This is a genomic window from Aeromonas sp. S19(2024) (genome assembly GCF_041402625.1).
GTDB classification, from domain to species: Bacteria; Pseudomonadota; Gammaproteobacteria; order Enterobacterales; family Aeromonadaceae; genus Aeromonas; species Aeromonas caviae.
Genome location: NZ_JBGLQU010000012.1, coordinates 52,504 through 76,212 on the forward strand (window position 1 = coordinate 52,504; position 23,709 = coordinate 76,212).

Consider the following 23,709-nt stretch of genomic DNA (forward strand, 5'->3'; position numbering starts at 1 on the left):
TCAAAAGCGGGTGTCGATCAAAAAAACGGGGCGTTTCACGTGGAACAGGGTTGCCATGATGGAGGTGGTAAAAAAAACCATTTATAGGTTTTAAAATAACCAACATTCGATTCAGGAAGGGGGGTGGCAGCATCAAAAAATTATTTATATCAATAAAATCATGCTGTTATAAATCTGGCACAACTATTGGAATAGCTATCTGGTCATCTCAACCACACCGGAGCACGCCAGATGAAGATCCTGATCGCTACCCTGATTGCCAGCAGCCTGAGCCTGAATGCCATGGCCGCCGAGAACCCCAGACCCGAGCTGGACAGCGCCGCCCTGCAACAGGAGATGCTGGCCTTGCAGCAGCAGGCCTCCCATGACGTGGTGGCAGAGGCCATTCAAAACCTCAAGCCGCTGGCCCTGGAGACCCTGGTGGTGGAGGCGAGTTCGGCCGATGCGACTCATCCCGAGAGTTGAGGTAGCGCAAGGGGGTCTGCCCCGTGTGCTGCCTGAAGAAGGCGATGAAGGCGCTGTCGCTGGCGAACTCCAGCGCAGCGGCCACCCGGCTGATGGGCTCGGCTTCGGCCAGCAGTTCCATGGCCCGCAGCAGTCGCCACTGCTGGCGCCAGGCCTGGTAGCTCATGCCGGTCTCCCGCATGAAGATGCGGCCTATGGTCTTGTCACTGGCACCCACCCGTTCGGCCAGCCGGTTGAGCCGATCGGGCAGGGTGTCACCCCGCTTTAACTCCTGCAGCCAGCCGGTCAGACGCCCGTCTGACGGCAGCGGCAACTGCCAGGATTCCCGCGGCGCTTGCGCCAGCTCTTCTTTCAATAATGCCAGTGTGCAGGTTTGCTCTGCTTCCGGCTTGTCCCAGGGCCAGAGCGCCATCCGCTCGATGATCTCCCGCAGCAGCGGGTTGACCGCCAGCACCGCCATCTCGTTTGGCAACGCGGGCTCCGGCTGGAAGTAGAGGGAGCGATAGGCCACTACCCCGCGCATCAATACCCGGTGGGGCAGGCCTGCTGGCAACCAGGCCGCTCGCGTCGGCGGCAGCAGGCAGACCTGATCGTCCAGCTCTATGGTCATGCAGCCTGCCTGGGCGAACAGCAGCTGGTGGCGCTGGTGCTGATGGCGGCCGGAGTCGTGCCAGCCGAGGGCGGCGGCAATACCGATGGCGCTGCCGTCGTGCTGGTCCGGATCAAAGGGGTGATCGGGAAGAATAAAGGCCATGTGTCCGATTCTTGCTGTTTATAGTCCGCCTTATTGTAATCGGACATGTTATCCCTCTCTAGAATGGCGACCTCTTGTGAAGGAGGTGTGTCATGAACAACAGGTTGCCACCGCGCTGGCTGGTGGTCGGATTGATGATGTTTCCCCAGATGGTGGAGACCATCTACAGCCCGGTGCTGACCCATATCGCCACTGAGTTTCGGGTGAGCGAGGGGCAGGCGTCCCAGACCCTGTCGGTCTATTTTCTGGCGTTTGCGGCGGGCGTGGTCTGCTGGGGCCGACTGTGCGATCTCATCGGGCGGCGTCCCGCCATGCTGGCGGGGTTGCTGACCTATGGCGCCGGCACCCTGCTGGCGTTGCTGGCCACTCAATTTGAAACCCTGCTGCTGGCCCGGGTCATCGCGGCCTTCGGCGCCGCCGTGGGTTCCGTGGTGACCCAGACCATGCTGCGCGACAGCTATCAGGGCAGCGATCTGGCGCGGGTCTTTTCGGTGATGGGCATCGCGCTCTCCCTGAGTCCTGTGCTGGGGCTGGTGAGCGGTGGCCTGCTGGCTGATGACTTGGGTTATCTCGGGGTATTCGGCGCCCTGCTGGCGCTGGCAATCGGCTTGTTGCTGATGGCTTGCTGGCAACTGCCGGAAACCCGCCCGGCCACCACCCAAAGGGTCGCACTCTGGCCGCTGGCCTGCCGGATGGTGCGTGATACCGGCTTGTGGCGCAGCGCCGCCCTGGTCGCCTTGTTCAACACCATGCTGTTCGGCTACTACAGCCTGGCGCCGTTTCTGTTTGCCAGTCTGGGGTTGAGCGCGGGCGAGTTTGGTTACTCCGGCATCGTGCTGGCGCTGGCGACCCTGGTGGGCAGCCTGCTCAACAAGCATCTGTTGGGCCGTGGCTGGACGCCTGCCTCGTTAATACGGCTCGCCGCCGTGCTGGCGTTGGGTTCGGGTTGGCTGGTGTGGGCCAGTCAGGCATCGCTCTGGTTTCTGCTGCCCATGACGGGAGTGGTGGTCGCGTTCGGGCTGGCTATCCCCAATGTGCTGAGCCAGGCGCTGCTGGCCTATCGGGAGGTGGCGGGCAGTGCCGGGGCCCTGTTCGGGCTCGGTTACTACCTGTTGCTCAGCCTGGGGTTGGCGGTTGCAGCCAGCTTGCAGGATCTCGGTCTGCTGCTCGGGGGTTGCGGTCTGCTGGCCCTGTGCTGTGGTTGGCGTCGTTCCACGTGAAACATCAGCTGCCGATAAAGCGGTAGCCGATGCCGGCTTCAGTTTCGATCAGGGTGGGTTGCTGGGGGTTATCTCCCAGCTTCTTGCGCAGGCTGGCGATGACGATGCGCAGGTAGTGGGTATCTTCCTTGTGGCTCGGCCCCCAGATGTCGATGAGCAGCTGGGTCTGTTGCACCAGCTTGCCGGGGTGGCACACCAGGGCCTGCAACAGGGCGAACTCCTTGCGGGAGAGGGGGATCTCCTCGCCCTGCAGGGTGACTTTGTGGCTGCTGCTGTCCAGGGTCAGGCCACACTGGGGGAAGTGGCGGCATTCGCCGCTGGTGGCGCCGACCCGCTGGCGCAGCAGCACCCGGATACGGGCCATCATCTCCCCGACGCCGAACGGCTTGCTCATGTAGTCGTTGGCCCCCGCATCCAGCAACCGCACCTTCTCCTGCTCCGAGTCCCGCGCCGAGAGCACCAGCACGGGATTGGCGTGATGTTCGCGGATGGCGTGCAGGATCTGCATGCCATCACCGTCCGGCAGGCCCAGATCCAGGATCACCAGGTCGGGGTTGAGGTGGCGATACTGCGCCATCCCCTCGGTGACGCCGACCGCCTCACTCACCTGATGTCCTTCGGCGATCAGGCTGATCCGCAAAAAACGGCGGATGGCCGCCTCGTCGTCGATGATCAGTATGTGAGCCATTCAGCCTCCCGTTTGCTGATTGAAAAGGGCGGCGACCATCAGGCCGCCGGTGCGTTGAGGGCCAGCGGCAGGGAGATGCGCATGCAGGTGCCGTTGCCGTTGGGGCCGGCGAATGCCCAGATGCGGCCGCCGTGGACCTCTATCATAGCGCGGGAAATGGCGAGGCCAAGCCCGGTGCCGCGGCTGCCGCAGTCACCGACCGGCTGGGTGTAGAACAGATTGAAGATCTTGTCCCGATCCGACTCGGCGATGCCGACCCCGATATCGATGATGTCGATGATGAGGTCGGGGTCCGCCAGCATCACCTTGAACTCGATGGGGGTGCCGGCCGGTGAGTAGCGGGAGGCGTTGTCGAGGATGTTGACCAGCACCTGCTCGATCAGGGCGCCGTGCACATAGAGCCGGGGGATCTGCTGATCGAAGTGCACCAGCAGCTTGTGCTGGCGCCAGGAGGAGTCGAGCCGGCGGCGGGCGCTTTCCACCAGGTCCGCCAGGTCGACCCAATCCCGTTTCAGCTGGAAATCCGGTGAACCGATGCGGGTCATGTCCAGCAGGTTTTGCACATAGCCGTGCAGGCGGCGCGCCTCGTCCTGCACCGAGTGCAGCAGTTCGATGCGGTCCTCCGCACTTATCCGGTCCCCGTATTCCAGCAGGGTGCTGCCGGCCCCCATGATGGTGGCCAGCGGCGTCTTCAGGTCGTGGGAGACCGAGGAGAGCAGGGCGGCGCGCATCCGGTCGGTCTCCGCCTGCAACTGGCTGTCCGCCAGCCGCTCGTTGAGATCGATCCGCGCCAGGGCGGCGCGGATATCGGTGAGCAGGGCCTGTAGCTGGTGCTCGGCGGCGGAGGTGAGCGGGCTGGCCAGCCGGATGCCCAGCACCAGGTCATCGCCGAGGTGATGATACTGGGCCTCGGCGGCGTTGAGGGTGGCGGTATGGGCACCGGCACTCTGTTTCTGGGCCAGGCACCAGTCAATGGCGGCCTTGTCTGTCTGGCCCGGCCCGGTCTGGGTGTCACCGGCCCGGTACTGGTAATCCCCATCGAGCGCGAACACGGGCTGCCCAAGGGCGAGGGCGATGGCCTGGGTTCCCTGTCTCAGCACGTCCACCGGGCTGCTGGCGGTGGCCAGCCCCTGGCTCAGGGAGAGCAGGGCGTTACCGAGCTGCTGGGTCTCGCGCAGACTGACCAGTTGCTGACGCTGGCGGGAGGCGAGGCGCCCGGCCGCGATGCCGACGATGAGCAGCACGAACAGGGTGAGCAGGTCGCTGTGGCTGGCCACGCTCAGGGAGAAGTAGGGGACGGTGAACAGCAGATTGTGGCCGACGAAGCCCAGCACGGCGGCCAGGATGGCGGGGACCAGGCTGGTGGTGAGCGCGGTGGCCAGTACCCCCAGCACGAACAGCATGGGCAGGGAGGCGGGGGGCAGCCAGTGGGAGAGGGCCCAGACCACGGCCGAGGTCCCCCCCATGATGGCCACCGCGAGCAGGCTCTGGCGAAGCTCACCCGGGCCTGCCGTAGGTAGGGTCAGGCCGGGCTTGCGCTTCTCGGTATCCACCAGCGTGATCTCGAATCCCTGCGCCTGTTTGAGCAGGTGCTGTACCAGGGATCGACGCCAGGGCGGGTTGCGGGATTTGCCGAGCAGCAATTGGGAGACCTGCTGCTGTTCGGCGGTTTCCAGCAGGGCATCGGCCACGGCCGGGCTGGAGAGGGTCAGCACCCTGGCCCCCAGTTGGGAGGCGAGGGCCAGCGCCTGCTCCAGCTCGGGGGAGCGTTGCCCCCTGCTGTCGATGTGCACCACCAGCCAGGGCAGTTGCCTGCGCTGGGCGAAGCGGTGGCCGTAACGCACCAGAGCGGCGCCGTGCTCATCCCCGATGCAGACCATCAGTTTGCCCCGCAGCGGCAGTGTGGTCTTGCCGGCGGCCTGCCACTGCAATTGCAGATCCCCCTCCACGTGGCTGGCGGCGGTCTGCATCGCCAGCTCGCGCAGGGCGGTCAGGTTGTTGAGGGAGAAGAAGGACTGCAGGGCGGCCTTGGCTTGATGGGGCACATAGACCTTGCCCTCCTTGAGGCGGCCGAGCAGCTCCTTGGGGGGCAGGTCTATCAGCACCAGGCTGTCGGCCTCCAGCAGCACCTGATCCGGCAGGGTCTCCTTGACCCTGACCCCGGTCAGCTGCCACACCAGATCGTTGAGGCTCTCCAGGTGCTGCACGTTGAGGGTGGTGTAGACGTCGATGCCGGCACCCAGCAACTCCTCCACATCCTGCCAGCGCTTCTCGTGGCGGCTGCCGGGGGCGTTGCTGTGGGCCAGCTCGTCCACCACGGCGATGGCGGGTTTTCGCGCCAGCAGGCCGTCCAGATCCATCTCCTCCAGCCGCTGCTGGCGGTGCAGGTGCAGTGTGCGCGGCAGGATGGCGAGCTTGTCGAGCAGGGCCAGGGTCTCCTGGCGGCCGTGGGTCTCCACCACTCCGATCAGGATGTCGACTCCCTCTCTGGCCTGCTCCCGCACCGCCTGCAGCATGGCGTAGGTCTTGCCGACGCCGGGGGCCGCGCCGAGAAACACCTTCAGCTTGCCCCTGTGCTCCTGCTCCAGGCTCGCCAGCAGGGCGTCCGCCCTCACTTCATCACGCATCCCCGTGCTCCCGTTGCATCGGCCGAACCGCGGCCGTGACCTCATTGCTCATGCTTGTCCCCGTTGTCGAAAGGGAGCCTTCCCGAACGGCAAGGAGCGCCCTCAGGCGCCCTTTTGATGATCGAGTTGCAGGTTCAACTGGAGAATGTTGACCACCTGCGGGCCAAGGATACCAGCTTGTGCCGCCGACTTGACCTGCTCCGTCAGCCGAACGGGATCCAGCCCCCGTTGCCCGGCGACCCTATCCACCTGGGCCAGCGCTGCATCGAGGGGCAGATGGGGATCGAGGCCGGAGGCGGAGCGGGTCAGCAGGGCGGGGACCCTGGCTTCCGGCTGCGCCCTGGCCGCCGCTGCGGCAAACTCGGCCCGTAGCGGCGAGCTCATCCCCAGGTTGCTTCCGCCGCCACCTATGGTGGCGAAATCGCTGGCGGAGGGGCGGGAGTGGAAGTAGTCGGCCCGCTCGAACTTCTGTGCCAGCAGGGCGCTGCCGACCACCTGCTGTTTGGCGTTGGTGAGCAGGCTGCCGTTGGCCTGCCAGGGGAAGAGCAGCTGGGCCAGCCCGGTGACGACCAGCGGATACGCTACCCCCAGCAGCAGGGTCAGGGTCAGCAGGGTTCTGATTGCTATCATGATGTGTTTGCTCCAAATGTGTTGGGTGGATGCGGGCCTGCCCCGCATCCGGTGATGCCGTTACACCAGCCCCAGGCCGGTGATGACCAGGTCGATCAGCTTGATACCTATGAAAGGCACTATCAGGCCGCCGACGCCGTAGATCAGCAGGTTGCGGCGCAGCAGGCTGGCCGCCGTTCCCTTCAGGCTGACCCCGCGCAGGGCCAGCGGCACCAGCGCGACGATGATCAGGGCGTTGAAGATGATGGCCGACAGGATGGCGCTCTCCGGGCTGCCCAGCTGCATCAGGTTCAGCGCCCCCAGCTGTGGATAGGCGGCGATGAACAGGGCCGGCAGGATGGCGAAGTACTTGGCCACGTCGTTGGCGATGGAGAAGGTGGTCAGGGCGCCACGGGTCACCAGCAGCTGCTTGCCCACCAGCACCACGTCCAGCAGCTTGGTGGGGTTGGAGTCGAGATCCACCAGGTTGCCCGCCTCCTTGGCGGCCTGGGTCCCCTCGTTCATGGCCAGGCCCACGTCGGCCTGGGCCAGCGCCGGTGCGTCGTTGGCGCCGTCCCCGCACATGGCGACCAGGCGGCCATCGGCCTGCTCCTGACGGATGTAGGCCAGCTTCTTCTCCGGCGTCGCCTCGGCGATGAAGTCGTCCACCCCAGCCTCGGCGGCGATGGCGGCGGCGGTCAGCGGGTTGTCACCGGTGATCATCACGGTGCGGATCCCCATGTGGCGCAGGATCTGGAAGCGTGCCTTGATGCCCGGCTTGATGATGTCCTTGAGGAACACTACCCCCAGCAGCTTCTCGTGGGTGCAGACCAGCAGCGGGGTGCCGCCCTGGCGTGCGATGTTGTCCACCGATTTGAGGATGAGCTCGGGCACCGCCTTGCGATCGAGGGAGAGGTAGCGCAGCACCGCGTCCACCGCCCCCTTGCGATAGTGATGGCCGTTGCGATCCAGCCCGCTCAGCCGGGTCTCGGCGCTGAAGGGGATGAGGATGTCGCTCTCCAGCTGGCTCGGCCTGGTGTGGCTCTTGCCCGCCAGGGTCAGGATGGATTTGCCCTCCGGGGTATTGTCACCGAGCGAGGCCAGCATGGCGGCCTGGGCCAGCAGGGAGGGGTCCACGCCGGGGGCCGGGATCAGCTCGTCCGCCATCCGGTTGCCGAAGGTGATGGTGCCGGTCTTGTCCAGCAGCAGGGTGCGCACGTCGCCGGCGGCTTCCACCGCCCGGCCCGACTTGGCGATCACGTTGAGCTTCACCAGCCGGTCCATGCCGGCGATGCCGATGGCGGAGAGCAAACCGCCGATGGTGGTCGGGATCAGGGTGATGAACAGCGCCAGCAGATAGAGCCGGGGCACCTGGGTGCCGTTGTAGTCGAGGAACCAGGGCAGGGTGGCCACCACCAGCAGGAAGATCAGGGTCAGCCCCACCAGCAGGGCGTCCAGCGCCATCTCGTTGGGGGTCTTCTGCCGCTTGGCTCCTTCCACCAGTGCAATCATCCGATCCAGCGTGCTTTCGCCCGGGTTGTTGCTGATGTGTACCCAGATCTGGTCGGAGACGACGGTGGTGTTGCCGGTCACGCCGCTGCGGTCGGTGCCGGACTCGCGGATGACGGGGGCGGATTCGCCGGTGATGGCCGCCTCGTTGACCGAGGCGATGCCGGCGACCACTTCGCCGTCGGCCGGGATCATCTCGCCGCTGCGCACCAGCACCAGATCGCCCTTGAGCAGGCTGGTGGCCGGTACCCATTCGCCCTTGTCATCCTGCGGGCTGTTGACCCGACGCGCCTTGAGCTGGCTCATGCCGGTCTTCAGGCTGTCGGCCCGCGCCTTGCCGCGCCCCTCGGCCAGAGTCTCGGCGAAGTTGGCAAACCAGAGGGTGAGCCAGAGCCAGGCAGTCAGCTGCCAGGCCAGCGAAGGGGCGACGCCGGAGAGCGGCTGCCCCAGCAGTGACTCCAGGGTCGCCATCACTGCCGCCAGCCAGAGGGTGAACAGGATGGGGCTGCCAAACAGCGCCCTGGGGTTGAAGCGATAGAGGGCTTCCACCATGGCCTGCAGGATCTGTGATTTCTGTTTCTTGCCCTTCACCTGAATGGTGTCGGTGCTCATTGAAGCGGACTTGCTCATTGGAAAGCTCCCTGCATCGAATAGTTGGTCACGCAGATCAGTCGGATGTGCAGCATCAGAAGGCACCTCCCAGCAGGCTCAGGTGTTCCGCCACCGGGCCCAGCGCCAGTACCGGCAGGAAGGAGAGACCCCCCATCAGCAGCACGGTGACGATCAGCAGGGTGATGAAGAGCGGGCCGCTGACGGGGAAGTCCCCCTCGCTTCGCTCCTGGCGCGGGGCACGGGCCAGCTGGCCGGCGATGGCCAGCACCGGAATGATGTAGCCGAAGCGGCCGAGCAGCATGGCCAGCCCGATGGCGATGCACTGCCAGCTGTCGGCTGCGGCAAAGCCGGCGAAGGCGGAGCCGTTGTTGCCGGCGGCCGAGGCGTAGGCATAGATCAGCCGTGACAGACCGTGGGGGCCGTCGTGACCGATGACGGTGGCGGAGTCCGGCATCAGCAGGGTAATGCCGCCGATCACCAATACCCCGACCGGCATCACCAGCATGCTGGCGACCACCCACTTCATCTCGGTGATGCCGAGCCGTTTGCCCAGATAGGTGGGGGTGCGCCCCACCATCAGGCCGCACAGGAACACGGTGAGCAGCACGAACAGCATCATGCCGTAGATGCCGGCACCGACGCCGCCGAACACCACTTCACCCAGCAGCATGTTGATCATGCCGACCATGCCGGCGAGGGGGGCGAAGCTGTCGTGCATGGCGTTGACCGAGCCGTTGGAGGCGGCGGTGGTCGCCACTTCCCAGATGCTGGACAGCACGGGGCCGAAGCGGCTCTCCTTGCCTTCCCAGTTGCCGGCTTCGCTGGTGAGGTGGGCGAGGGCGGGATCCGGCTTCAGCTCCTGGCCGATGGCGAGGCAGAGCCCCAGCACCAGCATGATGGTCATGGCGATGAGGATGGCGCGGCTGTGGGCCAGATCCTTCACGTAGCGACCCAGGGTGCAGACCATGGCGGCGGCCAGGGTCAGCAGGGCGACCATCTCCAGCCAGTTGGAGAGGGCGGTGGGGTTCTCGAACGGATGGGCCGAGTTGATGCCGAAGAAGCCGCCACCGTTGGAGCCGAGCTGCTTGATGGCGATCTGGGAGGCGGCCGGGCCGAGCGGCAGCAGCTGCTCCTGGCCTTCCAGGGCGTGGAACGGCAGGTAGGCAGACAGGCTCTGGGGCACCCCCTGCCAGACCAGCAGCAGCGCCAGGATCAGCGCCATCGGCAGCAGCACGTAGAGACAGAAACGCACCAGATCCTGCCAGAAGTTGCCGAGGTGGGTGGTCTGCTGGCGGGCGATGCCGCGAAACAGGGCGATGGCGACGGCAGCGCCGGTGGCGGCGGAGACGAAGTTCTGGGTGGTGAGCCCCACCATCTGGCTGAAGTAGGAGAGGCTGGCTTCGCCGGAGTAGGCCTGCCAGTTGGTGTTGGTCATGAAGCTGACCGCGGTGTTGAAGGCGAGTTGCCAGTTCAGCCCGGGCAGCTGCTGCGGGTTGAGGGGCAATAGCCCCTGCGCCATCAGGATCAGGAACAGCAGGCCGAAGCCTGCGCCGTTGAAGGCCAGCAGGCTGAGGGCGTAGGACTTCCAGTCCTGCTCGCGCCCGTCCGTGCCGCAGCAGGCCAGGGTGGCGCGCTCAAGCGGGGCCAGCCAGCGACTCTTGCCTTCAAACACCCGATACAGGTAGTTGCCAAGCAGAGGCGCCGGCAGCAGCACCAGCAGCACGAACGCGACGGGATAGATGATCTCTTGCCACATATCCGGTTCCTCACTCATGAGTGCGCGCGAGGGCGCGCAGCAGATAACCCGCGAGGGCGAGGACCAGCAGCAGATATAGCCAATTCATAACGACTCCGTTGAGGTAATTAGCGTCAGGGATCGATGCATATCCGTGTCGATCCCATGGGTCTCATTGACGCTCAAAGGGTATGTAAAACGGGCGTAAAGGCGCCATAAAGCCCAATTTGGCTGGCGTAAAATCGGCGTAAAGAAGGCAGGTTTTGTTGGCTGGTGGACAGGCAAGGCACAAAAAACCCAGCCTGAGCCGGGTTTTGGTAGCAAGTGGTGGAAGCTGACCCGATGGTGATGAGGTCAGCTTCAACCCCGCTTATCGCATGGTCACAAACTCTTCCGCGCTGGTCGGATGGATGGCGACGCAGTTGTCGAAGTCCGCCTTGGTGGCGCCCATCTTCATGGCGACGCCGAAGCCTTGCAGGATCTCGTCCATGGCGAAGCCGATGCCATGCAGACCGACCACCTTCTCTTCCGGCCCGACGCAGACCAGTTTCATCCGGGTGGGCTGGCGATGCTGGGTCAGCGCCGAATACATGGCGGTGAACTGGCTGCGGTAGACCTTCACCTGATCTTCACCGTATTCGGCAACGGCTTCCGGCTCGGTCAGTCCTATGGTGCCGATGGGCGGGTGGCTGAACACCACGGTCGGCACCAGATCGTAGTTGAGGTGCTCGTTCGGCTTGTTGTTGAACAGCCGCTCCGAGAGGCGGCGGCCTGCCGCGACAGCCACCGGGGTGAGCTGGATGCGGCCGGTGTTGTCACCGACGGCATAGAGGTTGGCGACGGCGGTGTTCTGGAACTTGTCGGTGGGGATAAAGCCCTTCTCGTCCAACTCGATGCCGGTGGCAGCCAGATTGAGGTTGTCGGTGGCGGGCACGCGACCGATGGCCCAGATCAGGCAGTCGACGGTGAGGTGGCGGCCATCTTCCAGCTGCAGGGTCAGGCTGTCGTCGGCGTTCTTGATGACGGCCTTGGGAATGGCGTGGGTGTGTAGCTTGGGCCCTTCCTGCGTCATGATCTCCACCAGGGTCTCGTGGATCATGGGGTCGAAGTTGCGCAGCGGCGCATGCTTGCGCACCACCAGATGGGTCTCGGAGCCAAGTGCCTGCATCACGCCTGCGATCTCCACGGCGATATAGCCGGCACCCACCACGGCAACCCGTTTGGGCTGGCTTTGCAGGTCGAAGAAACCGTCGGAGTCGATACCCAGTTCGGCGCCCGGAATGGTCGGGACCTCGGGGCGGCCGCCGGTGGCAATCAGGATGTGATCGGCGCTGTACTGCTCACCGTTCACCTCGACGGTATGGCTGTCGACGAAGCGGGCGAAGCCCTTGATGACAGTGATCTGGTTCTTGCCCAGCACGTTCTGGTAGGACTGGTGAATGCGCCCGATATAGGCCTGACGGGATTCGATCAATCTGGCCCAGCTGAAGTGGTTGAGCGTGGTGTCGAAGCCGTAGTCAGCGCCATATTTCAGGGCATCGGCGATCTGGCCTGCATACCACATGGCCTTCTTCGGTACGCAGCCGACGTTGACGCAGGTGCCACCCAGCTCTTTGGCTTCGATCAGGGCGACTTTCTTGCCGTACATGGCTGCCCGGTTGGCCGAGGCGATGCCGCCGCTGCCGCCACCGATGGCGATGTAGTCAAAATGCTGTGCCATTGCGAGGTTCTCCGCTCGTTAAGAATGCAGTCACAGCATGATGGGGACAAAGCGGCCGGCCCACAAGAGCCGGTGCTCAGTTCTGCTGGATGGGCAAGCGAATGTGGAACTGGGCGCCCTGGCCCGGTTCGCTGGCGCAGTGGATGCGGCCGCGCAGCAGCTGGACCACCAGGTTGTAGATGATGTGAGTGCCGAGCCCGCTGCCACCCTGTCCCCGCTTGGAGGTGACGAAGGGATCGAAGATGCGCGGCAATATCTCCGGGGGGATGCCGCGGCCGTTGTCACTGTAGTCGATGACCAGCTCGTCTCCCTGCTGCGCCACCTGGATGGTGATCTTTCTGGGCCTGTCCCAGCCATCGAAACCGTGATGGATGGAGTTGAGGATCAGGTTGGAATAGATCTGGGTGAAGCTGCCCGGGAAGGAGTAGATGCTCAGCTTGGGATCGCACTGGATGTCCACCTCGCACTGGGCCTTCTTGAGCTTGTAGCCGAGGGAGACCACCACCTGATGCAGGTTGTCGGCGAGGCTGAAGTTGTAGCGGGCCTCGGAGGACTGATCCACTGCCACCTGCTTGAAGCTGGCGATGAGCTCGGAGGCGCGTCTCAGGTTGCCTTGCAGCAGTTGCATCGACTCGTCGAGATTCTGGGTGAATTCGTTGAGGTAGGAGCGGGAGAGCTGCTTGGCCTCGATATGCTGCTTGAAGTCGGCCACCCGCTCCTGCAGGTAGGAGGAGGCGGTGACGCTGATGCCGATGGGGGTGTTGATCTCGTGGGCCACGCCGGCAACCAGGGAACCGAGGGAGGCCATTTTCTCCGACTCCACCAGGGTCTGCTGGGCCTGCTTGAGATCGTCATAGGCCTTGCCCAGCTGGTCGTTGGCATCGCTCAGGCTGCGGGTGCGTTCAGCCACCTTGCCTTCCAGCTGCTCGTTGAACAGGGTGATCTCCCGCTCCACCTTTTTGAGGGGGGTGATGTCATAGCCAAAGCCGATCAGGTACTTGAGGTTGGGCCCCTCGTAGAAGGGAGCGAAGGTCCACTGCAGTACCAGCTCGTTGCCCTGCTGGTCGTGCATGGTGATCTCCCTGTCCTCCAGGGCGCCCTGCTCGGCCAGGGTGGCGGCCAGCTCGTCACGCTGCTCCTTGCTGACGAAGAGATCCAGCCAGTTGTGCTGCAACAACTCCTGGTGGTGATAGCCGGTGAGCAGGATGGCCGCCGGGTTGATGCTGGCGATGTTGAGGTCCGGCTCCATGCAGCAGATGACCATGTTGGCGGAGTTGATCAGGGTGGCGGAGAAGTCCCGCTCCTGTTGGAGCTGATCGGCGGCCTGATGGCGGGCCGTGAACTCGTCGTTCAGCCGGGTGCGCATCTGGTTGAGGGTGGCGGCCAGGGTATCGAATTCGTCAGGGGACTTGCGGGGCAGGGGGCGACCTTCCAGGGTCAGCTCTACCGCGAGGCGATCCAGGCTCAGTTTCTGGGCATAGCTGACGATGCGGTTGATATGACGGATCACCAGATAGTAGATGATGACCAGGATGCAGAACGAGACGACCAGGGTCTTGATGGTCTGGCTGACCAGGATCAGCACGGATTTCTCGATGAGGCGCTGGTAGACCTGCTCCAGGGAGGCGGCGACGAACAGCTTGCCGACCACTTCCCCCTGATAGCTCAGGGTGAACTCGCGGGAGATGTCGTATTGGGGCTGCTCCACCCCCTGGGTGAGCAGGGGCACTTCCGAATTGCCCAGCATCTCCTTGACCATGACGAACTGCATGTTGGGCAGGTTCATGATGCCCTCGATCTGCACCTTCACCTGCTCTTCATCCAGGTTCCAGAGACTGGCCGAGATGGGTTGCAGGAAGGAGGCCTCGATCTGGCCGATGCTGGCCTCGATGACGGTCACATCCTTGTTGTAGTCCCAGGCGAGCTGAAGCACGGTGATGAGCAGTGCCAGCACCGTACTGCAGATCAGAATGTAGGAAAGCAGACGATAAGAGAGTCCGTTAAGGCCGACGGCCTTGGAGAAGATTCCTGACATGGCGTCCTTGCGGTCTGGATTGAGTGCGGTTTAGTTTAACTGCTTCATGGACTTATGTCGTGTGTCATCCAATGGATAAAAATAAGGCCCCTTTCGGGGCCTTTTTTGTGTGGGCTGGGATCAGTGACCGCCCTTGGCTTTTGCCGGGATGGATTCGTCGAATTCCGGCAGCGGCTTGTGTTCGGATGCCAGGAAGGTGTAGATGACCGGCAGCACGAACAGGGTGAACAGGGTGCCGATGGCCAGACCCGCTACGATGACGATGCCGATGCTGAAGCGCTGTGCCGCCCCCGCACCCGAGGCATAGAGCAGCGGGATAAGGCCTGCGATCATCGCCGCCGTGGTCATCAGGATGGGGCGCAGACGGACCTTGGCAGCTTGCATCACGGCTTGCATCCGGTTCAGACCATGGAGCAGCTGCTCCTCCTTCGCCACCTCGCAGATCAGAATACCGTGCTTGGTAATCAGACCGACGAGGGTGATGAGACCGACCTGGGAGTAGATGTTCATGGTGGCCATACCCCACGCCAGGGCGATCAGCGCGCCACTGATGGCCAGCGGCACCGACACCATGATGACCAGCGGGTCACGCACGGATTCGAACTGGATCGCCAGCACCAGGAAGATGATGGCCAGGGCCAGGGCGAAGGTGGCGTAGAGCGCATTCCCTTCGGTCACGAACTGGCGGGCTTCCCCCATGAAGTCGTAACGATAGCCTTGGGGCAGCTTCTCTTCCGCGGTCGCCTTGAACCAGTTGATCGCATCCCCCATGGCCACGCCCGGTGCCGGCACGGCGCCGATGGTGGCGGAGTTCAGCTGGTTGAAGTGGGGCAGGGCACGGGGCTCTCCCTTCACTTCAATCTTGATCAGGCTGCCCAGCGGGATCGACTTGCCGTCGGCGGCACGCACGTAGTAGCCCTTGATGGACTCGGGGTTGAGACGGAACTTGCGCTCCACCTGCGGGATCACCTCGTAGGAGCGGCCATCCAGGTCGATACGGTTGACGTAACCGTCCGCCATCATGGTGCCCATGGTGATGCCGATGTCCTGCATGGTGATGCCGTAGGCACCCGCCTTGTCCTTGTCGATGCTGATCTTCATGGTGGCCGAGTCGTAGTTCAGATCGAGATCCGAATAGACGAACTGGCCGTTGGCCTGGGTTGCCGCCAGCATCTCACCCGCGATCAGGAACAGGCTCTCGAAGCTGTTCGGGGTGGTGATAACGAACTGGATGGGCAGACCGCTCGACGCCCCCGGCAGTTCCGGGAACTGGAAGGTGGTGATGGCCATCCCGGGGATGTCCTTCACCAGACCGGCGACCCGATCCAGCACCTCTTTCTGGCTCGCTTCACGCTGGCTCCAGGGCACCATGGAGGCGATACCGAACGCCTGATTGGAGTTGAACACCCCCGAGAAGACCTGGGAGTAAGCGATCTCCGGCTGGTCGTCCAGGACTTTGTTCACGTCCGCCATGGTGTTTTCGATGTAGTCCAGGTTGGCGTTGGAAGGCGCCGTCCCCAGCACCGCCATGACGCCTTTGTCCTCGGACGGGGCCAGCTCGCTCGGAATGAACTTGAACAGCAGCGGCAGGCTGGCGAACACGATGACGGCAAACAGGATGACCACGATGCGCTTTTGCATCACGGCATGGAGCATGGCGTCGTAGCGGGCCGTCATCCGGTCCAGCAGATCGTGCACGGTACGCTCGAACTTGCCGGGCTCCTCGTTGGCCCTGAGCATCTTGGCGCACATCATGGGCGACAGGGTCAGGGCGATGATGCCCGAGACGAACACGGCTCCTGCCAGGGTCAGCGCGAACTCCTTGAACAGGGAGCCGGTGATGCCCCCCATCAGGGCGATGGGCGCATACACCGCCGCCAGGGTGACCGTCATGGCGATGACGGGCACGGCGATCTCCCGGGTACCTATGATGGCGGCCCGGAACGGCTCTTCCCCTTCCTTGATGTGACGGTCGACGTTCTCCAGCACCACGATGGCGTCATCCACCACCAGACCGATGGCCAGCACCATCGCCAGCAGGGTCATGAGGTTTATGGAGAAGCCGAACATGTCCATCATCATCACCACGCCGATGAGGCTCAGGGGAATGGTGATGATGGGGATGATGACCGCCCGGAACGAACCGAGGAACAGGGTGATCACCACCAGTACGATGGCGGCCGCCTCCAGTATGGTCTTGATGACCTCGTGGATGGATTCGTTGATGGCGATGGTGGAGTCATACAGGATGTTCACCTGCATGGTGCTCGGCATGTTGCGCTTCAGGCTCGGCAGCAGCTCCAGCACATCGTGGGCGATGTTGATGGGGTTGGCTGTCGGGGCTGCGTTGATGGCCAGAACCACGGCTTCGCGGCCATTGGCGCTGGCGCGATAGATATCGTGGCTCTTCTCCAGGGAGACCTTGGCGATGTCGGAGAGACGGATCACCTTGCTGTCGCGGGTGGCGACCACCAGACGCTTGAGCTCTTCGATGTTGCCGACCTGGGTCTCGGCGTTGCCGTTGAACAGGGTGAAATAGCCGGTGGCCTGGCCGGTCGCGGACTGATAGTTGTTGCTGTTGAGCACCGTCATCACGTCGCTTGAGGTCAGGTCAAAGGCGGCCATCTTGGCCGGATCCAGCCACACCCGGAGGGCGAATTCGACCCCGCCATACAGATCCACCTTGGAGACCCCGCCCACGGTAAACAGCTGGGGCTTGATGACCCGCTCCAGGTAGTCGGTGATCTGGCTGGAGTTGAGCTCCGGGCTGGTGAAGCCCATGTAGAGCACCGCCGTGGTGGAGCCGGTGGAGGAGGTGACCGAAGGGTCTTCCGCCTCTTTGGGCAACTGGGAACGCACCGAGTTGACCTTGGCCAGGATGTCGGACAGCGCGGCGTTCGGATCGGTGTTGAGCTTCATGTACGCCGTCACCGTGGAACTGCCCAACTGGCTCGAGGAGGTCATGAAGTCGATGTTGTCGGCCTGGGCGACCGCCTGCTCCAGGGGCTGGGTGATGAAGCCCTGGATCAGGTCCGCACTGGCGCCATAGTAGCTGGTGTTGACCGTGATGACGGTGTTGATCACCTCGGGGTATTCACGCACCTGCATCTTGAAGATGGCCTGGAAGCCCAGCAGGGCTATCAGGAAGCTGAGCGAGATCGCCAGCACAGGCCGTTTTATGAATATGTCAGTAAATCGCATCGCAGCTCTCCGCGCTTACAGCATCGGGGTTTGTGCCGGAACGGCAAGGGCATCGTTCTCGACCACGTGCACCTTGGTATCGTTGCTCAGGCGAACCTGACCCGACAGCACGATTTGATCGCCAGCCTTGATGCCGGACAGCACATGGACATCGTTGCCGCGACGCTCACCTGCCTTGACCACCACCTGCTTGGCGCGTTTCACGCCGTCAGCCTCGTGAATGACGTAGACGTTCTCGCCATAGAGGGTGAAGGAGATGGCGGACTGCGGGATCACGATCTGGTCTTTCACCGTGGGCAGTATGATGCTGGCGCGGGCGAACATGCCGGAACGGAGCTGGCCGTCGTTGTTCGGAATGTCTGCCTGCACCTGGATCAGGCCGCTCTGATAGTTGACCGCGGGCTCGATGGCCGTGATCTGGCCGTCAAACTGGGTCTGGGGATAGGCATCCACGTTGATCTTGATGGTCTGTCCCAGGGTGATTTTGGAGATGTCGGTCTGGGGCACGGTGAAGCGCAGGCGCATCACGCTGGTGTCTTCGAGGCGCACGATCTCGGTACCCGGTTCCAGATACTGGCCGAGGAAGACGTTGCGCAGGCCCACGGCGCCGCTGAAGGGGGCTCGCACCTCACGACGGGCGATGGTGGCCTTCAGACTGTCGATGTCCGCCTCGAGGGAGCGGTAGCTTGCCTCGGCATCATCCAGCTGGTCCCGGGAGATGGAGTTCTTCTGATAGAGGTTCTTGTAGCGCTCGAACTTGGCCCTGGCTGCCGGCAGTCTGGCCTGGGAAGAGTTCAGATTGGCTTTTTCCACACTGGAGTCCAGGCTCAGCAGCAGTTGATCCGCTTTGACATGTGCCCCGGATTCGAACCGGATGCTGTCGATGGTGCCTGACAGCTCGCTGGAGAGGGTGACCCCCTGGTTCGGCTCGATGAAGCCGATGGCTTCAATGGTGGGGACCCAGTCCTGCGCCTTGGTGACCATGGCGGTGACCGGGAACTCGGGCTCGGGCCGATTGGCCATGAACTCTGCAATCTTCTTCTGCTTGAACATATTGAAGCCGATGACACTGCCAAACAGGGCGAGTGCTATCAGCAACATGATGGCCATCCACTTTTTCATGAACAGGCTCCTGTGATGGAAACATTAGGGTTTAAAATGGCATTCCAGCTGGCCCGGATGACCGTCTCCAGCTGTTCCTGCGTCAATTCGAAATCGTGAACCCGGCGCTGCTGTGCCAGGTTGGCCACGCAATCCAGACTCAATGCTTGCAACACCAGAATGGGGAGATCGATGAAGAGTCCCTGTTGGCGTCCTTGCTCAAAGAAGCGCTCAAGTGGCGCCCACGTCGCCATTATGACCGGATCCCGCTCCAATTCAGCCCCCAATGGAGAACTTTCGTACTGCAATTTGCACTTGAGTGCATTGGGGTAGCTGGTGAAGATGGCATCGATGTTGAGCCAGAGGCGTCGATACTGCTCATAGGACACCTCTTCTATCTGCACACCTTCCATGACCAGGGGATGACACTTGAGGATAGTGTGCTGATAGAGCTGGCGGATCAGATCATCCTTGTCGCTGAAATAGCGATAGATGGTGCCTGCCGCCACCTTGGCTTTCTTGGCGACCACGGCAATGGAAAGGCCGTAGAAGCCCTGCTCGCCGAGGATCTCGTGAGCTGCTTCGAAAATGCGTTCTTTCTTATCCATGGTTATCAGAGGTCAACGACTGAATGAACGTTCATTCATTCTAGGTGGGCGCAAAGGCAAGTCAAGCATTGCCCATCATCTCTGACCCTATGGGGTGAGGGATTCAAAAAGTAGTGGGGAATTGCTGGATCCAGCCTGAACAAAACAAAAATAGTTGAAAAGGGTCGGAAGTGATTGAAAAACAGGCACTTGATTCTTTGTGTCAAAAAAAGAGTAGACAAGGTCGGCATCATCATCAATAATGCGCCCCGTTCGACAGCGTAGCGCCCGTAGCTCAGCTGGATAGAGCGCTGCCCTCCGGAGGCAGAGGTCACAGGTTCGAATCCTGTCGGGCGCACCATCAAAAGTGCGCCGGTTAAACGGGCGTGTTGAAGAACGAAAACAGCTGTGGTGGCTGTAGCTCAGTTGGTAGAGTCCCGGATTGTGATTCCGGTTGTCGTGGGTTCGAGCCCCATCAGCCACCCCATTTTACAGCTTGTCAGGTACGCGAAGGTGGCGGAATTGGTAGACGCGCTAGCTTCAGGTGTTAGTGCCCCCCGGGTGTGAGGGTTCGAGTCCCTCTCTTCGCACCATACTTGCTGTATGACGAGGATGACCAGATGGTCATCTTTGTGTTTTTGGAATACCCCCTCGGTGATTAGCGCAGCCCGGTAGCGCATCTGGTTTGGGACCAGAGGGTCAAAGGTTCGAATCCTTTATCACCGACCACATTTGAAAACCCCGCTCAGGCGGGGTTTTTGCTTTTTGGCGTTTCTCTTCCGCTTTTTCCTGTCACGTCTTTTTACACTTCTTCAGGCGCCTGTTCGCCACGAGTTCGCTATGCTGGGGCCCGGAGCCGCGAGACAGGGGACGCTCGGGCACGGACCAGATACAAGGCCTATGCATCACCATATCACTTCTCTTCAACTCTCCGTGCTGGCCATGGCCGCACTGCTGCTGGGTGGTTGCGCCCTGCAGCCGAAACCGGAAGATCTTCTGATGGGCGCCGCCCCCAAGCCAAAGGCCGAACTCGAGGCCACCTTGGTAACCAGTGGTGGCTTCTGCGTGACCCTGAGCGAGCAGGGCCGTCTGCTGACCCAGCCCTGCGATCAGCAACCGAACCAGTCATTCAGCTGGGATGTCGGCGCCCTGCAACTGGCCGGGGATTGCCTGGTCGCCAGAGGGGAAGATGGTCTGGGGATGGAGGTGTGCCGGGAGGAGAGCCATCAATGGCAGTGGCAGGGGGATCGTCTGTTCAATCGGCAGGTGTCGCTGTGCCTGGATGTGGCGGGTCGCCGTCACAAACCGGCCGTCCCCCTGCGCCTCGCCGAATGCTATGGCGGCGCCAACCAGAGCTTTGAGTGGACGCCATCCGGCACGCTGTTGAACCGTCTGATGCACCCGGCACTGGCGTGGTGACAAGAGAGCGAGAAACAAAAAGGGTGGCCACATGGGCCACCCTTTTTCGATCCGCGATGGGGATGCCTAATCAGCGGGTCTGGGAGGCGAACAGTTTCTCCAGATAGACAGCAACGCCATCTTCATCGGAAGTGAGGGTCTGTTCGTGCTCTGGCAGGGCCTGCTTGAGGCGATCGTGGGCGTTGCCCATGACCACACCACGGCCCACCATGCTCAGCATCTCGAAGTCGTTCATGCCATCGCCGAAGGCCACGGCCTGTGACATCTCCAGGCCGTGCTGCTCCAGCACGGCGCGCACGGCATTACCCTTGTGCACACCGGCATGCATCACCTCGAGGCAGTCAGGCAGGGAGAAGGTGACGTTGATCCGATCACCATATTGCTGGTTGAGGTGCGCCTCTATCTTCAGCAGCTTGTCGTGGTCGCCGATGTAGAACACCTTGTTGACCCTGTCCATCGGGTGGCTGGCGAGATCCGCCTGACGGTAGCTGAAGCCGGAGTCGTGATGGAACTTCAGCAACCAGGGCAGCTCCTCTTCCACCAGCCACTCGTCGCCGTAGTAGACGTTGATGTGGATGGACGGGTCGCGTTCCATGGCGATCAGCTCGGCCGCGACCGTGCTCGGTAGCGCCTGGTTGTAGACCAGTTGATCCTGCTTGTCGTGTACCACGGCGCCGTTGGAGGTAATGAGGTAGATATCCAGCCCCAGCGCATCGCGGATGCTGCGCACATCCACATGGTGACGGCCGGTGGCGACCACGAACTTGACGCCCTGGTCGACCAGGCGGTGCAGGGTATCCCGGGTGCGGGAGGAGATCTGGTGCTGCCCGTTGAGCAGGGTACCATCGAGATCGGACACAACTACCTTGAACATCATTACCTCGACTTCAATTGAACGCCGGGGGAGTGTACCCCAGCGTCTGCCGTCACCCCATTTATTTAGGGATCCAAAAAATAACCAGCCCCTTCTGGTCGCGTCAGTAGCGCGCGAAGAAGGCCAGGGTTGCATTGAGCGCGGCGTGGCGCTGGGGATCCGCCTCGATGAAGAGCTCGTGCCAGGCCCCTTCGATGCGCAGCGGCCTGCTCCCTTCACATTGGGCCTTGGCGCAGAAGGCCTCCTGGGCGGCGTTGTCCACCACGCTGTCCTCACCGGCCTGCAGCAGCAGCAGCGGCGTCTTGATGGTGCCGGCGTCGGCCACGGCCGCGTCCGATCCTGTGATGGCCTGATGGATCCAGTGGGCGGTGGCGCCCCCCAGCCTGACCTGGGGATGCTGTTCGTAGATCTGGCGGAAGGCCTCATAACGCGCCGTGCTGTGGGTCAGCTCGTTGTCGGCAAAGCCGTGATCCTCATAGGGTCCCTGACCCGGGCCGTAGGGGGGCTCGCCCACCCAGCCGCCGACCGTGCCGATGGTGGCCGCCAACCCCTTGGCCAGCCACTTGGGCAGGCCGCCGAGGTTGATGCCCATCATGGGGGAGGAGAGCACCGCCGCCTGGATGTCGTTCGGCCAGCGTTCCAGATAGCGGGCCGAGATGGCCCCCCCCATGGAGTGGGCCAGCAGGAACAGCTTGGCGGGTTGGTCCTGGGCGATCACTTCGTCATGAAACTGTTTGAGATCGGCGACATAGTCGTCGAACTGGTCGACATATCCCTTCTCTTTGTCGGCCAGCATGCGGTCTGACATTCCCTGGCCGCGATGATCGATGAGGTAGAGGCTGTAACCCTGGCGCCAGAGATCCCAGGCCAGCTCCTGATACTTGAGGTAGCTCTCGACCCGGCCGTTGACGATGAGGATGGCGCGATCGATCTTGGGCTGGCGCAGGGCGGCATAGCGGAGGGTGACCCCGTCCTTGCCCTGGAACTCCCCCTCGACGGCATGCTGGCGCCAGAAGTCGGGCAGGGTCTGCTGATAGAGGGCGGGGACGTCGGCTTCAGTGGTTAGCTGGTAAGGATTGCTCACGGCAAGGGCTCCGGCAGAAAACAGGGTCAGGGCCAGCAGGGAAAGGGAGGCAGGTTTCATCGGGCAAGCTCCTCGCGCCAGTGGTGGTAGAGCGCAGTGATGTCGTTCGAGCAGAGCAGGGGCATGGCGGCTTGCAGGCGGGGCAGCGGCCAGTCCCACCACTGCATGGCTTGCAGCATGGCGAGCTGCTCCTCGTCAAAGCGGGGGCGGATCGGCCTGGCCGGGTTGCCGCCCACTATAGAGTAGGGGGCCACATCCCGGGTGACCACGGCCCGGGTGGCAATGACGGCGCCATCGCCGATGGTGATGCCGGGCATGATCATGGCTTCCGAGCCGATCCAGACATCGTTGCCGATCCGGGTGTCTCCCTTGCGCAGAAAACCGTCCTGCACGCCATCACCGAAGCGGGCAGCATCGAAGGGGAAGGTGGAAACCCAGTCCATCCGGTGACCCTGGTTGCCCGCCAGCATGAAGGTGGCGCCGGAGGCGATGGAGCAGAACTTGCCGATGATCAGGCGGTCAACTTCCTTACCCCATTGGCCACTGTCCCAGGACTCCCGCGTCGAGCCATCGCCGAGCAGGTAGCGTACGCAATGATCCTCGAACGGCTTGCCGTGGTAGTAGCCGGAGTAATAGCTGTACTCCCCGGCCTCGATATTGGGGTTGGTCAGATGATCCCGTATGACCTGGGATTCCAGCCAGCTGCCGAACGGATTTTCCATCACTGATCCTGCCATTCATCTTCTTCCTGTTGTGCGGCCCATCCTTTGCGGGTCAGCTGCATCTGCTGCCACCAGCGTTCGTCCGCCAGGATCTCGCCGGCCGGACCGAGCTGGGGGTAGGGCATCTCTTTCTCCTTGCAGAGCTGGGCATAGACGGGATAGCCCCCCTCGAACAAGATGGTGTTCTGCTCTTCCAGGCTGAGTGGACAGCCGCGCTGATAACAGCCGGCCAGTTCGCGCTGGCGCTGGGCCTCGTAAAGGATGGCTGCGGCGGCCACCGAGACGTTGAGGGACTGCACCATGCCTACCATGGGGATGACGATATGGTGATCGGCCAGGGCCAGCGCCTCTTCGCCGATGCCGTGCTTCTCCTGGCCCACCAGGATGGCGGTGGGTCTGGTGTAGTCGATGGCACGAAAGTCCACGGAGCTGTCGGAGAGGTGGGTCGCCAGGATCTGCATGCCGGAGGCCTTGAGTTCGGTCACGGCACTGCCGATGTCCGGGTGCAGCTTCACGTCCACCCAGTTCTGGCTGCCGCGGGCGGTGCCCTTGCGCTTGTGGATCCAGCTCTTGGGCCAGACCGCGTGCACCCGGTGGATGCCGATGGCATCGGCAGTGCGCACGATGGCGGCCAGGTTGTGAGGTTTATGAACCTCTTCCATGCAGACGGTCAGGTCGAGCTGGCGCTGGGCCAGCATGTCGGAAATGCGTTTGAAGCGTTCAGGAGTCATGTCGGTTTCAATGTCG

General features: G+C 62.8%; 18 protein-coding genes and 4 tRNA genes. 7 read left to right on the top strand and 15 right to left on the bottom strand.

Translation table 11 applies throughout. The features are described 5' to 3' along the window. Positions 1 to 231 precede the first annotated feature (231 nt). Positions 232 to 465 (top strand): hypothetical protein, encoded by a 234-nt coding sequence (locus ACB037_RS18410; RefSeq protein ID WP_041212072.1) that lies wholly within the window; start codon positions 232 to 234, stop codon positions 463 to 465. On the opposite strand, the gene ACB037_RS18415 is transcribed toward ACB037_RS18410, so the two are convergent. Further along, positions 395 to 1,219, bottom strand: a complete 825-nt coding sequence (locus ACB037_RS18415) for a helix-turn-helix transcriptional regulator (RefSeq protein WP_371175700.1) — start codon at positions 1,217 to 1,219, stop codon at positions 395 to 397. The genes ACB037_RS18410 and ACB037_RS18415 overlap by 71 nt on opposite strands. Positions 1,220 to 1,311: 92 nt before the next feature. Between ACB037_RS18415 and ACB037_RS18420 the strand changes: the two genes are divergently transcribed. Further along, positions 1,312 to 2,439, top strand: coding sequence for a multidrug effflux MFS transporter (locus ACB037_RS18420; protein ID WP_124244151.1), 1,128 nt, complete (start codon positions 1,312 to 1,314; stop codon positions 2,437 to 2,439). Positions 2,440 to 2,443: 4 nt separating this feature from the next. Here ACB037_RS18420 and ACB037_RS18425 read toward each other — a convergent pair whose 3' ends face one another. The 10 genes from ACB037_RS18425 to ACB037_RS18470 all read right to left on the bottom strand — a co-directional run bounded on the left by ACB037_RS18425 (position 2,444) and on the right by ACB037_RS18470 (position 18,884). Then, the gene (locus tag ACB037_RS18425) at positions 2,444 to 3,127 is read right to left on the bottom strand and encodes a response regulator (protein ID WP_319891540.1); all 684 of its coding nucleotides are present in this window, start codon (positions 3,125 to 3,127) and stop codon (positions 2,444 to 2,446) included. Between the two features lie 38 nt (positions 3,128 to 3,165). Next, entirely contained in the window at positions 3,166 to 5,754 is a 2,589-nt protein-coding gene (locus ACB037_RS18430; RefSeq protein WP_371175701.1) for a DUF4118 domain-containing protein, read from the bottom strand. Positions 5,755 to 5,856: 102 nt separating this feature from the next. Beyond that, positions 5,857 to 6,384, bottom strand: coding sequence for a potassium-transporting ATPase subunit C (locus tag ACB037_RS18435; RefSeq protein WP_128296623.1), 528 nt, complete (start codon positions 6,382 to 6,384; stop codon positions 5,857 to 5,859). Between the two features lie 60 nt (positions 6,385 to 6,444). Continuing rightward, a complete protein-coding gene (gene kdpB, locus ACB037_RS18440) occupies positions 6,445 to 8,502 on the bottom strand; it encodes a potassium-transporting ATPase subunit KdpB (protein WP_371175702.1) in 2,058 nt (685 codons plus the stop codon). 55 nt (positions 8,503 to 8,557) lie between these two features. Further along, a complete protein-coding gene (kdpA, locus tag ACB037_RS18445; protein WP_323934502.1) occupies positions 8,558 to 10,240 on the bottom strand; it encodes a potassium-transporting ATPase subunit KdpA in 1,683 nt (560 codons plus the stop codon). A 349-nt stretch (positions 10,241 to 10,589) separates the two neighbouring features. Continuing rightward, the gene (gene gorA, locus ACB037_RS18450) at positions 10,590 to 11,939 is read right to left on the bottom strand and encodes a glutathione-disulfide reductase (RefSeq protein WP_323934500.1); all 1,350 of its coding nucleotides are present in this window, start codon (positions 11,937 to 11,939) and stop codon (positions 10,590 to 10,592) included. Between the two features lie 76 nt (positions 11,940 to 12,015). Next, a complete protein-coding gene (locus tag ACB037_RS18455) occupies positions 12,016 to 13,974 on the bottom strand; it encodes an ATP-binding protein (protein WP_113978752.1) in 1,959 nt (652 codons plus the stop codon). Positions 13,975 to 14,094: 120 nt separating this feature from the next. Next, entirely contained in the window at positions 14,095 to 17,175 is a 3,081-nt protein-coding gene (locus ACB037_RS18460) for a multidrug efflux RND transporter permease subunit (RefSeq protein WP_045522654.1), read from the bottom strand. Positions 17,176 to 17,190: 15 nt separating this feature from the next. Continuing rightward, positions 17,191 to 18,297: an efflux RND transporter periplasmic adaptor subunit gene (locus ACB037_RS18465; RefSeq protein ID WP_041212081.1), complete on the bottom strand. Its 1,107-nt coding sequence runs from the start codon at positions 18,295 to 18,297 to the stop codon at positions 17,191 to 17,193. Next, positions 18,294 to 18,884, bottom strand: coding sequence for a TetR/AcrR family transcriptional regulator (locus ACB037_RS18470; protein ID WP_042864666.1), 591 nt, complete (start codon positions 18,882 to 18,884; stop codon positions 18,294 to 18,296). Before ACB037_RS18470 ends, ACB037_RS18465 begins: the two co-directional genes overlap by 4 nt. 263 nt (positions 18,885 to 19,147) lie before the next feature. On the opposite strand from ACB037_RS18470, the gene ACB037_RS18475 reads away from it, so the two are divergent. From ACB037_RS18475 to ACB037_RS18495, 5 genes are all read left to right on the top strand, one after another. Then, positions 19,148 to 19,224 (top strand) — tRNA-Arg (locus ACB037_RS18475). A 50-nt stretch (positions 19,225 to 19,274) separates the two neighbouring features. Then, positions 19,275 to 19,350: transfer RNA gene (locus ACB037_RS18480), tRNA-His, on the top strand. Positions 19,351 to 19,370: 20 nt separating this feature from the next. Continuing rightward, positions 19,371 to 19,456 (top strand) — tRNA-Leu (locus tag ACB037_RS18485). Between the two features lie 59 nt (positions 19,457 to 19,515). Then, positions 19,516 to 19,592: transfer RNA gene (locus ACB037_RS18490), tRNA-Pro, on the top strand. Positions 19,593 to 19,763: 171 nt separating this feature from the next. After that, entirely contained in the window at positions 19,764 to 20,282 is a 519-nt protein-coding gene (locus ACB037_RS18495) for a ricin-type beta-trefoil lectin domain protein (protein WP_043153707.1), read from the top strand. A gap of 70 nt (positions 20,283 to 20,352) precedes the next feature. Here ACB037_RS18495 and ACB037_RS18500 read toward each other — a convergent pair whose 3' ends face one another. From ACB037_RS18500 to trmH, 4 genes are all read right to left on the bottom strand, one after another. Continuing rightward, on the bottom strand, positions 20,353 to 21,156 hold the full coding sequence (locus ACB037_RS18500) for a Cof-type HAD-IIB family hydrolase (RefSeq protein WP_371175703.1): 804 nt from the start codon (positions 21,154 to 21,156) through the stop codon (positions 20,353 to 20,355). 103 nt (positions 21,157 to 21,259) lie between these two features. Further along, complete coding sequence (locus tag ACB037_RS18505) at positions 21,260 to 22,300, bottom strand: alpha/beta fold hydrolase (RefSeq protein WP_371175704.1); 1,041 nt, start codon at positions 22,298 to 22,300, stop codon at positions 21,260 to 21,262. Next, positions 22,297 to 22,962: a CatB-related O-acetyltransferase gene (locus tag ACB037_RS18510; protein WP_371175705.1), complete on the bottom strand. Its 666-nt coding sequence runs from the start codon at positions 22,960 to 22,962 to the stop codon at positions 22,297 to 22,299. Before ACB037_RS18510 ends, ACB037_RS18505 begins: the two co-directional genes overlap by 4 nt. After that, complete coding sequence (gene trmH / locus ACB037_RS18515; protein ID WP_182951432.1) at positions 22,962 to 23,693, bottom strand: tRNA (guanosine(18)-2'-O)-methyltransferase TrmH; 732 nt, start codon at positions 23,691 to 23,693, stop codon at positions 22,962 to 22,964. Before trmH ends, ACB037_RS18510 begins: the two co-directional genes overlap by 1 nt. Between the last annotated feature and the right edge of the window lie 16 nt (positions 23,694 to 23,709).

Bases quoted from the DNA above. Each gene is read 5' to 3' on its own strand.
- ACB037_RS18410 (WP_041212072.1), top strand. From the start codon at position 232: ATGAAGATCCTGATCGCTACCCTGATTGCCAGCAGCCTGAGCCTGAAT.
- ACB037_RS18415 (WP_371175700.1), bottom strand. From the start codon at position 1,219: ATGGCCTTTATTCTTCCCGATCACCCCTTTGATCCGGACCAGCACGAC.
- ACB037_RS18420 (WP_124244151.1), top strand. From the start codon at position 1,312: ATGAACAACAGGTTGCCACCGCGCTGGCTGGTGGTCGGATTGATGATG.
- ACB037_RS18425 (WP_319891540.1), bottom strand. From the start codon at position 3,127: ATGGCTCACATACTGATCATCGACGACGAGGCGGCCATCCGCCGTTTT.
- ACB037_RS18430 (WP_371175701.1), bottom strand. From the start codon at position 5,754: ATGCGTGATGAAGTGAGGGCGGACGCCCTGCTGGCGAGCCTGGAGCAG.
- ACB037_RS18435 (WP_128296623.1), bottom strand. From the start codon at position 6,384: ATGATAGCAATCAGAACCCTGCTGACCCTGACCCTGCTGCTGGGGGTA.
- kdpB (WP_371175702.1), bottom strand. From the start codon at position 8,502: ATGAGCAAGTCCGCTTCAATGAGCACCGACACCATTCAGGTGAAGGGC.
- kdpA (WP_323934502.1), bottom strand. From the start codon at position 10,240: ATGTGGCAAGAGATCATCTATCCCGTCGCGTTCGTGCTGCTGGTGCTG.
- gorA (WP_323934500.1), bottom strand. From the start codon at position 11,939: ATGGCACAGCATTTTGACTACATCGCCATCGGTGGCGGCAGCGGCGGC.
- ACB037_RS18455 (WP_113978752.1), bottom strand. From the start codon at position 13,974: ATGTCAGGAATCTTCTCCAAGGCCGTCGGCCTTAACGGACTCTCTTAT.
- ACB037_RS18460 (WP_045522654.1), bottom strand. From the start codon at position 17,175: ATGCGATTTACTGACATATTCATAAAACGGCCTGTGCTGGCGATCTCG.
- ACB037_RS18465 (WP_041212081.1), bottom strand. From the start codon at position 18,297: ATGAAAAAGTGGATGGCCATCATGTTGCTGATAGCACTCGCCCTGTTT.
- ACB037_RS18470 (WP_042864666.1), bottom strand. From the start codon at position 18,884: ATGGATAAGAAAGAACGCATTTTCGAAGCAGCTCACGAGATCCTCGGC.
- ACB037_RS18495 (WP_043153707.1), top strand. From the start codon at position 19,764: ATGCATCACCATATCACTTCTCTTCAACTCTCCGTGCTGGCCATGGCC.
- ACB037_RS18500 (WP_371175703.1), bottom strand. From the start codon at position 21,156: ATGTTCAAGGTAGTTGTGTCCGATCTCGATGGTACCCTGCTCAACGGG.
- ACB037_RS18505 (WP_371175704.1), bottom strand. From the start codon at position 22,300: ATGAAACCTGCCTCCCTTTCCCTGCTGGCCCTGACCCTGTTTTCTGCC.
- ACB037_RS18510 (WP_371175705.1), bottom strand. From the start codon at position 22,962: ATGGAAAATCCGTTCGGCAGCTGGCTGGAATCCCAGGTCATACGGGAT.
- trmH (WP_182951432.1), bottom strand. From the start codon at position 23,693: ATGACTCCTGAACGCTTCAAACGCATTTCCGACATGCTGGCCCAGCGC.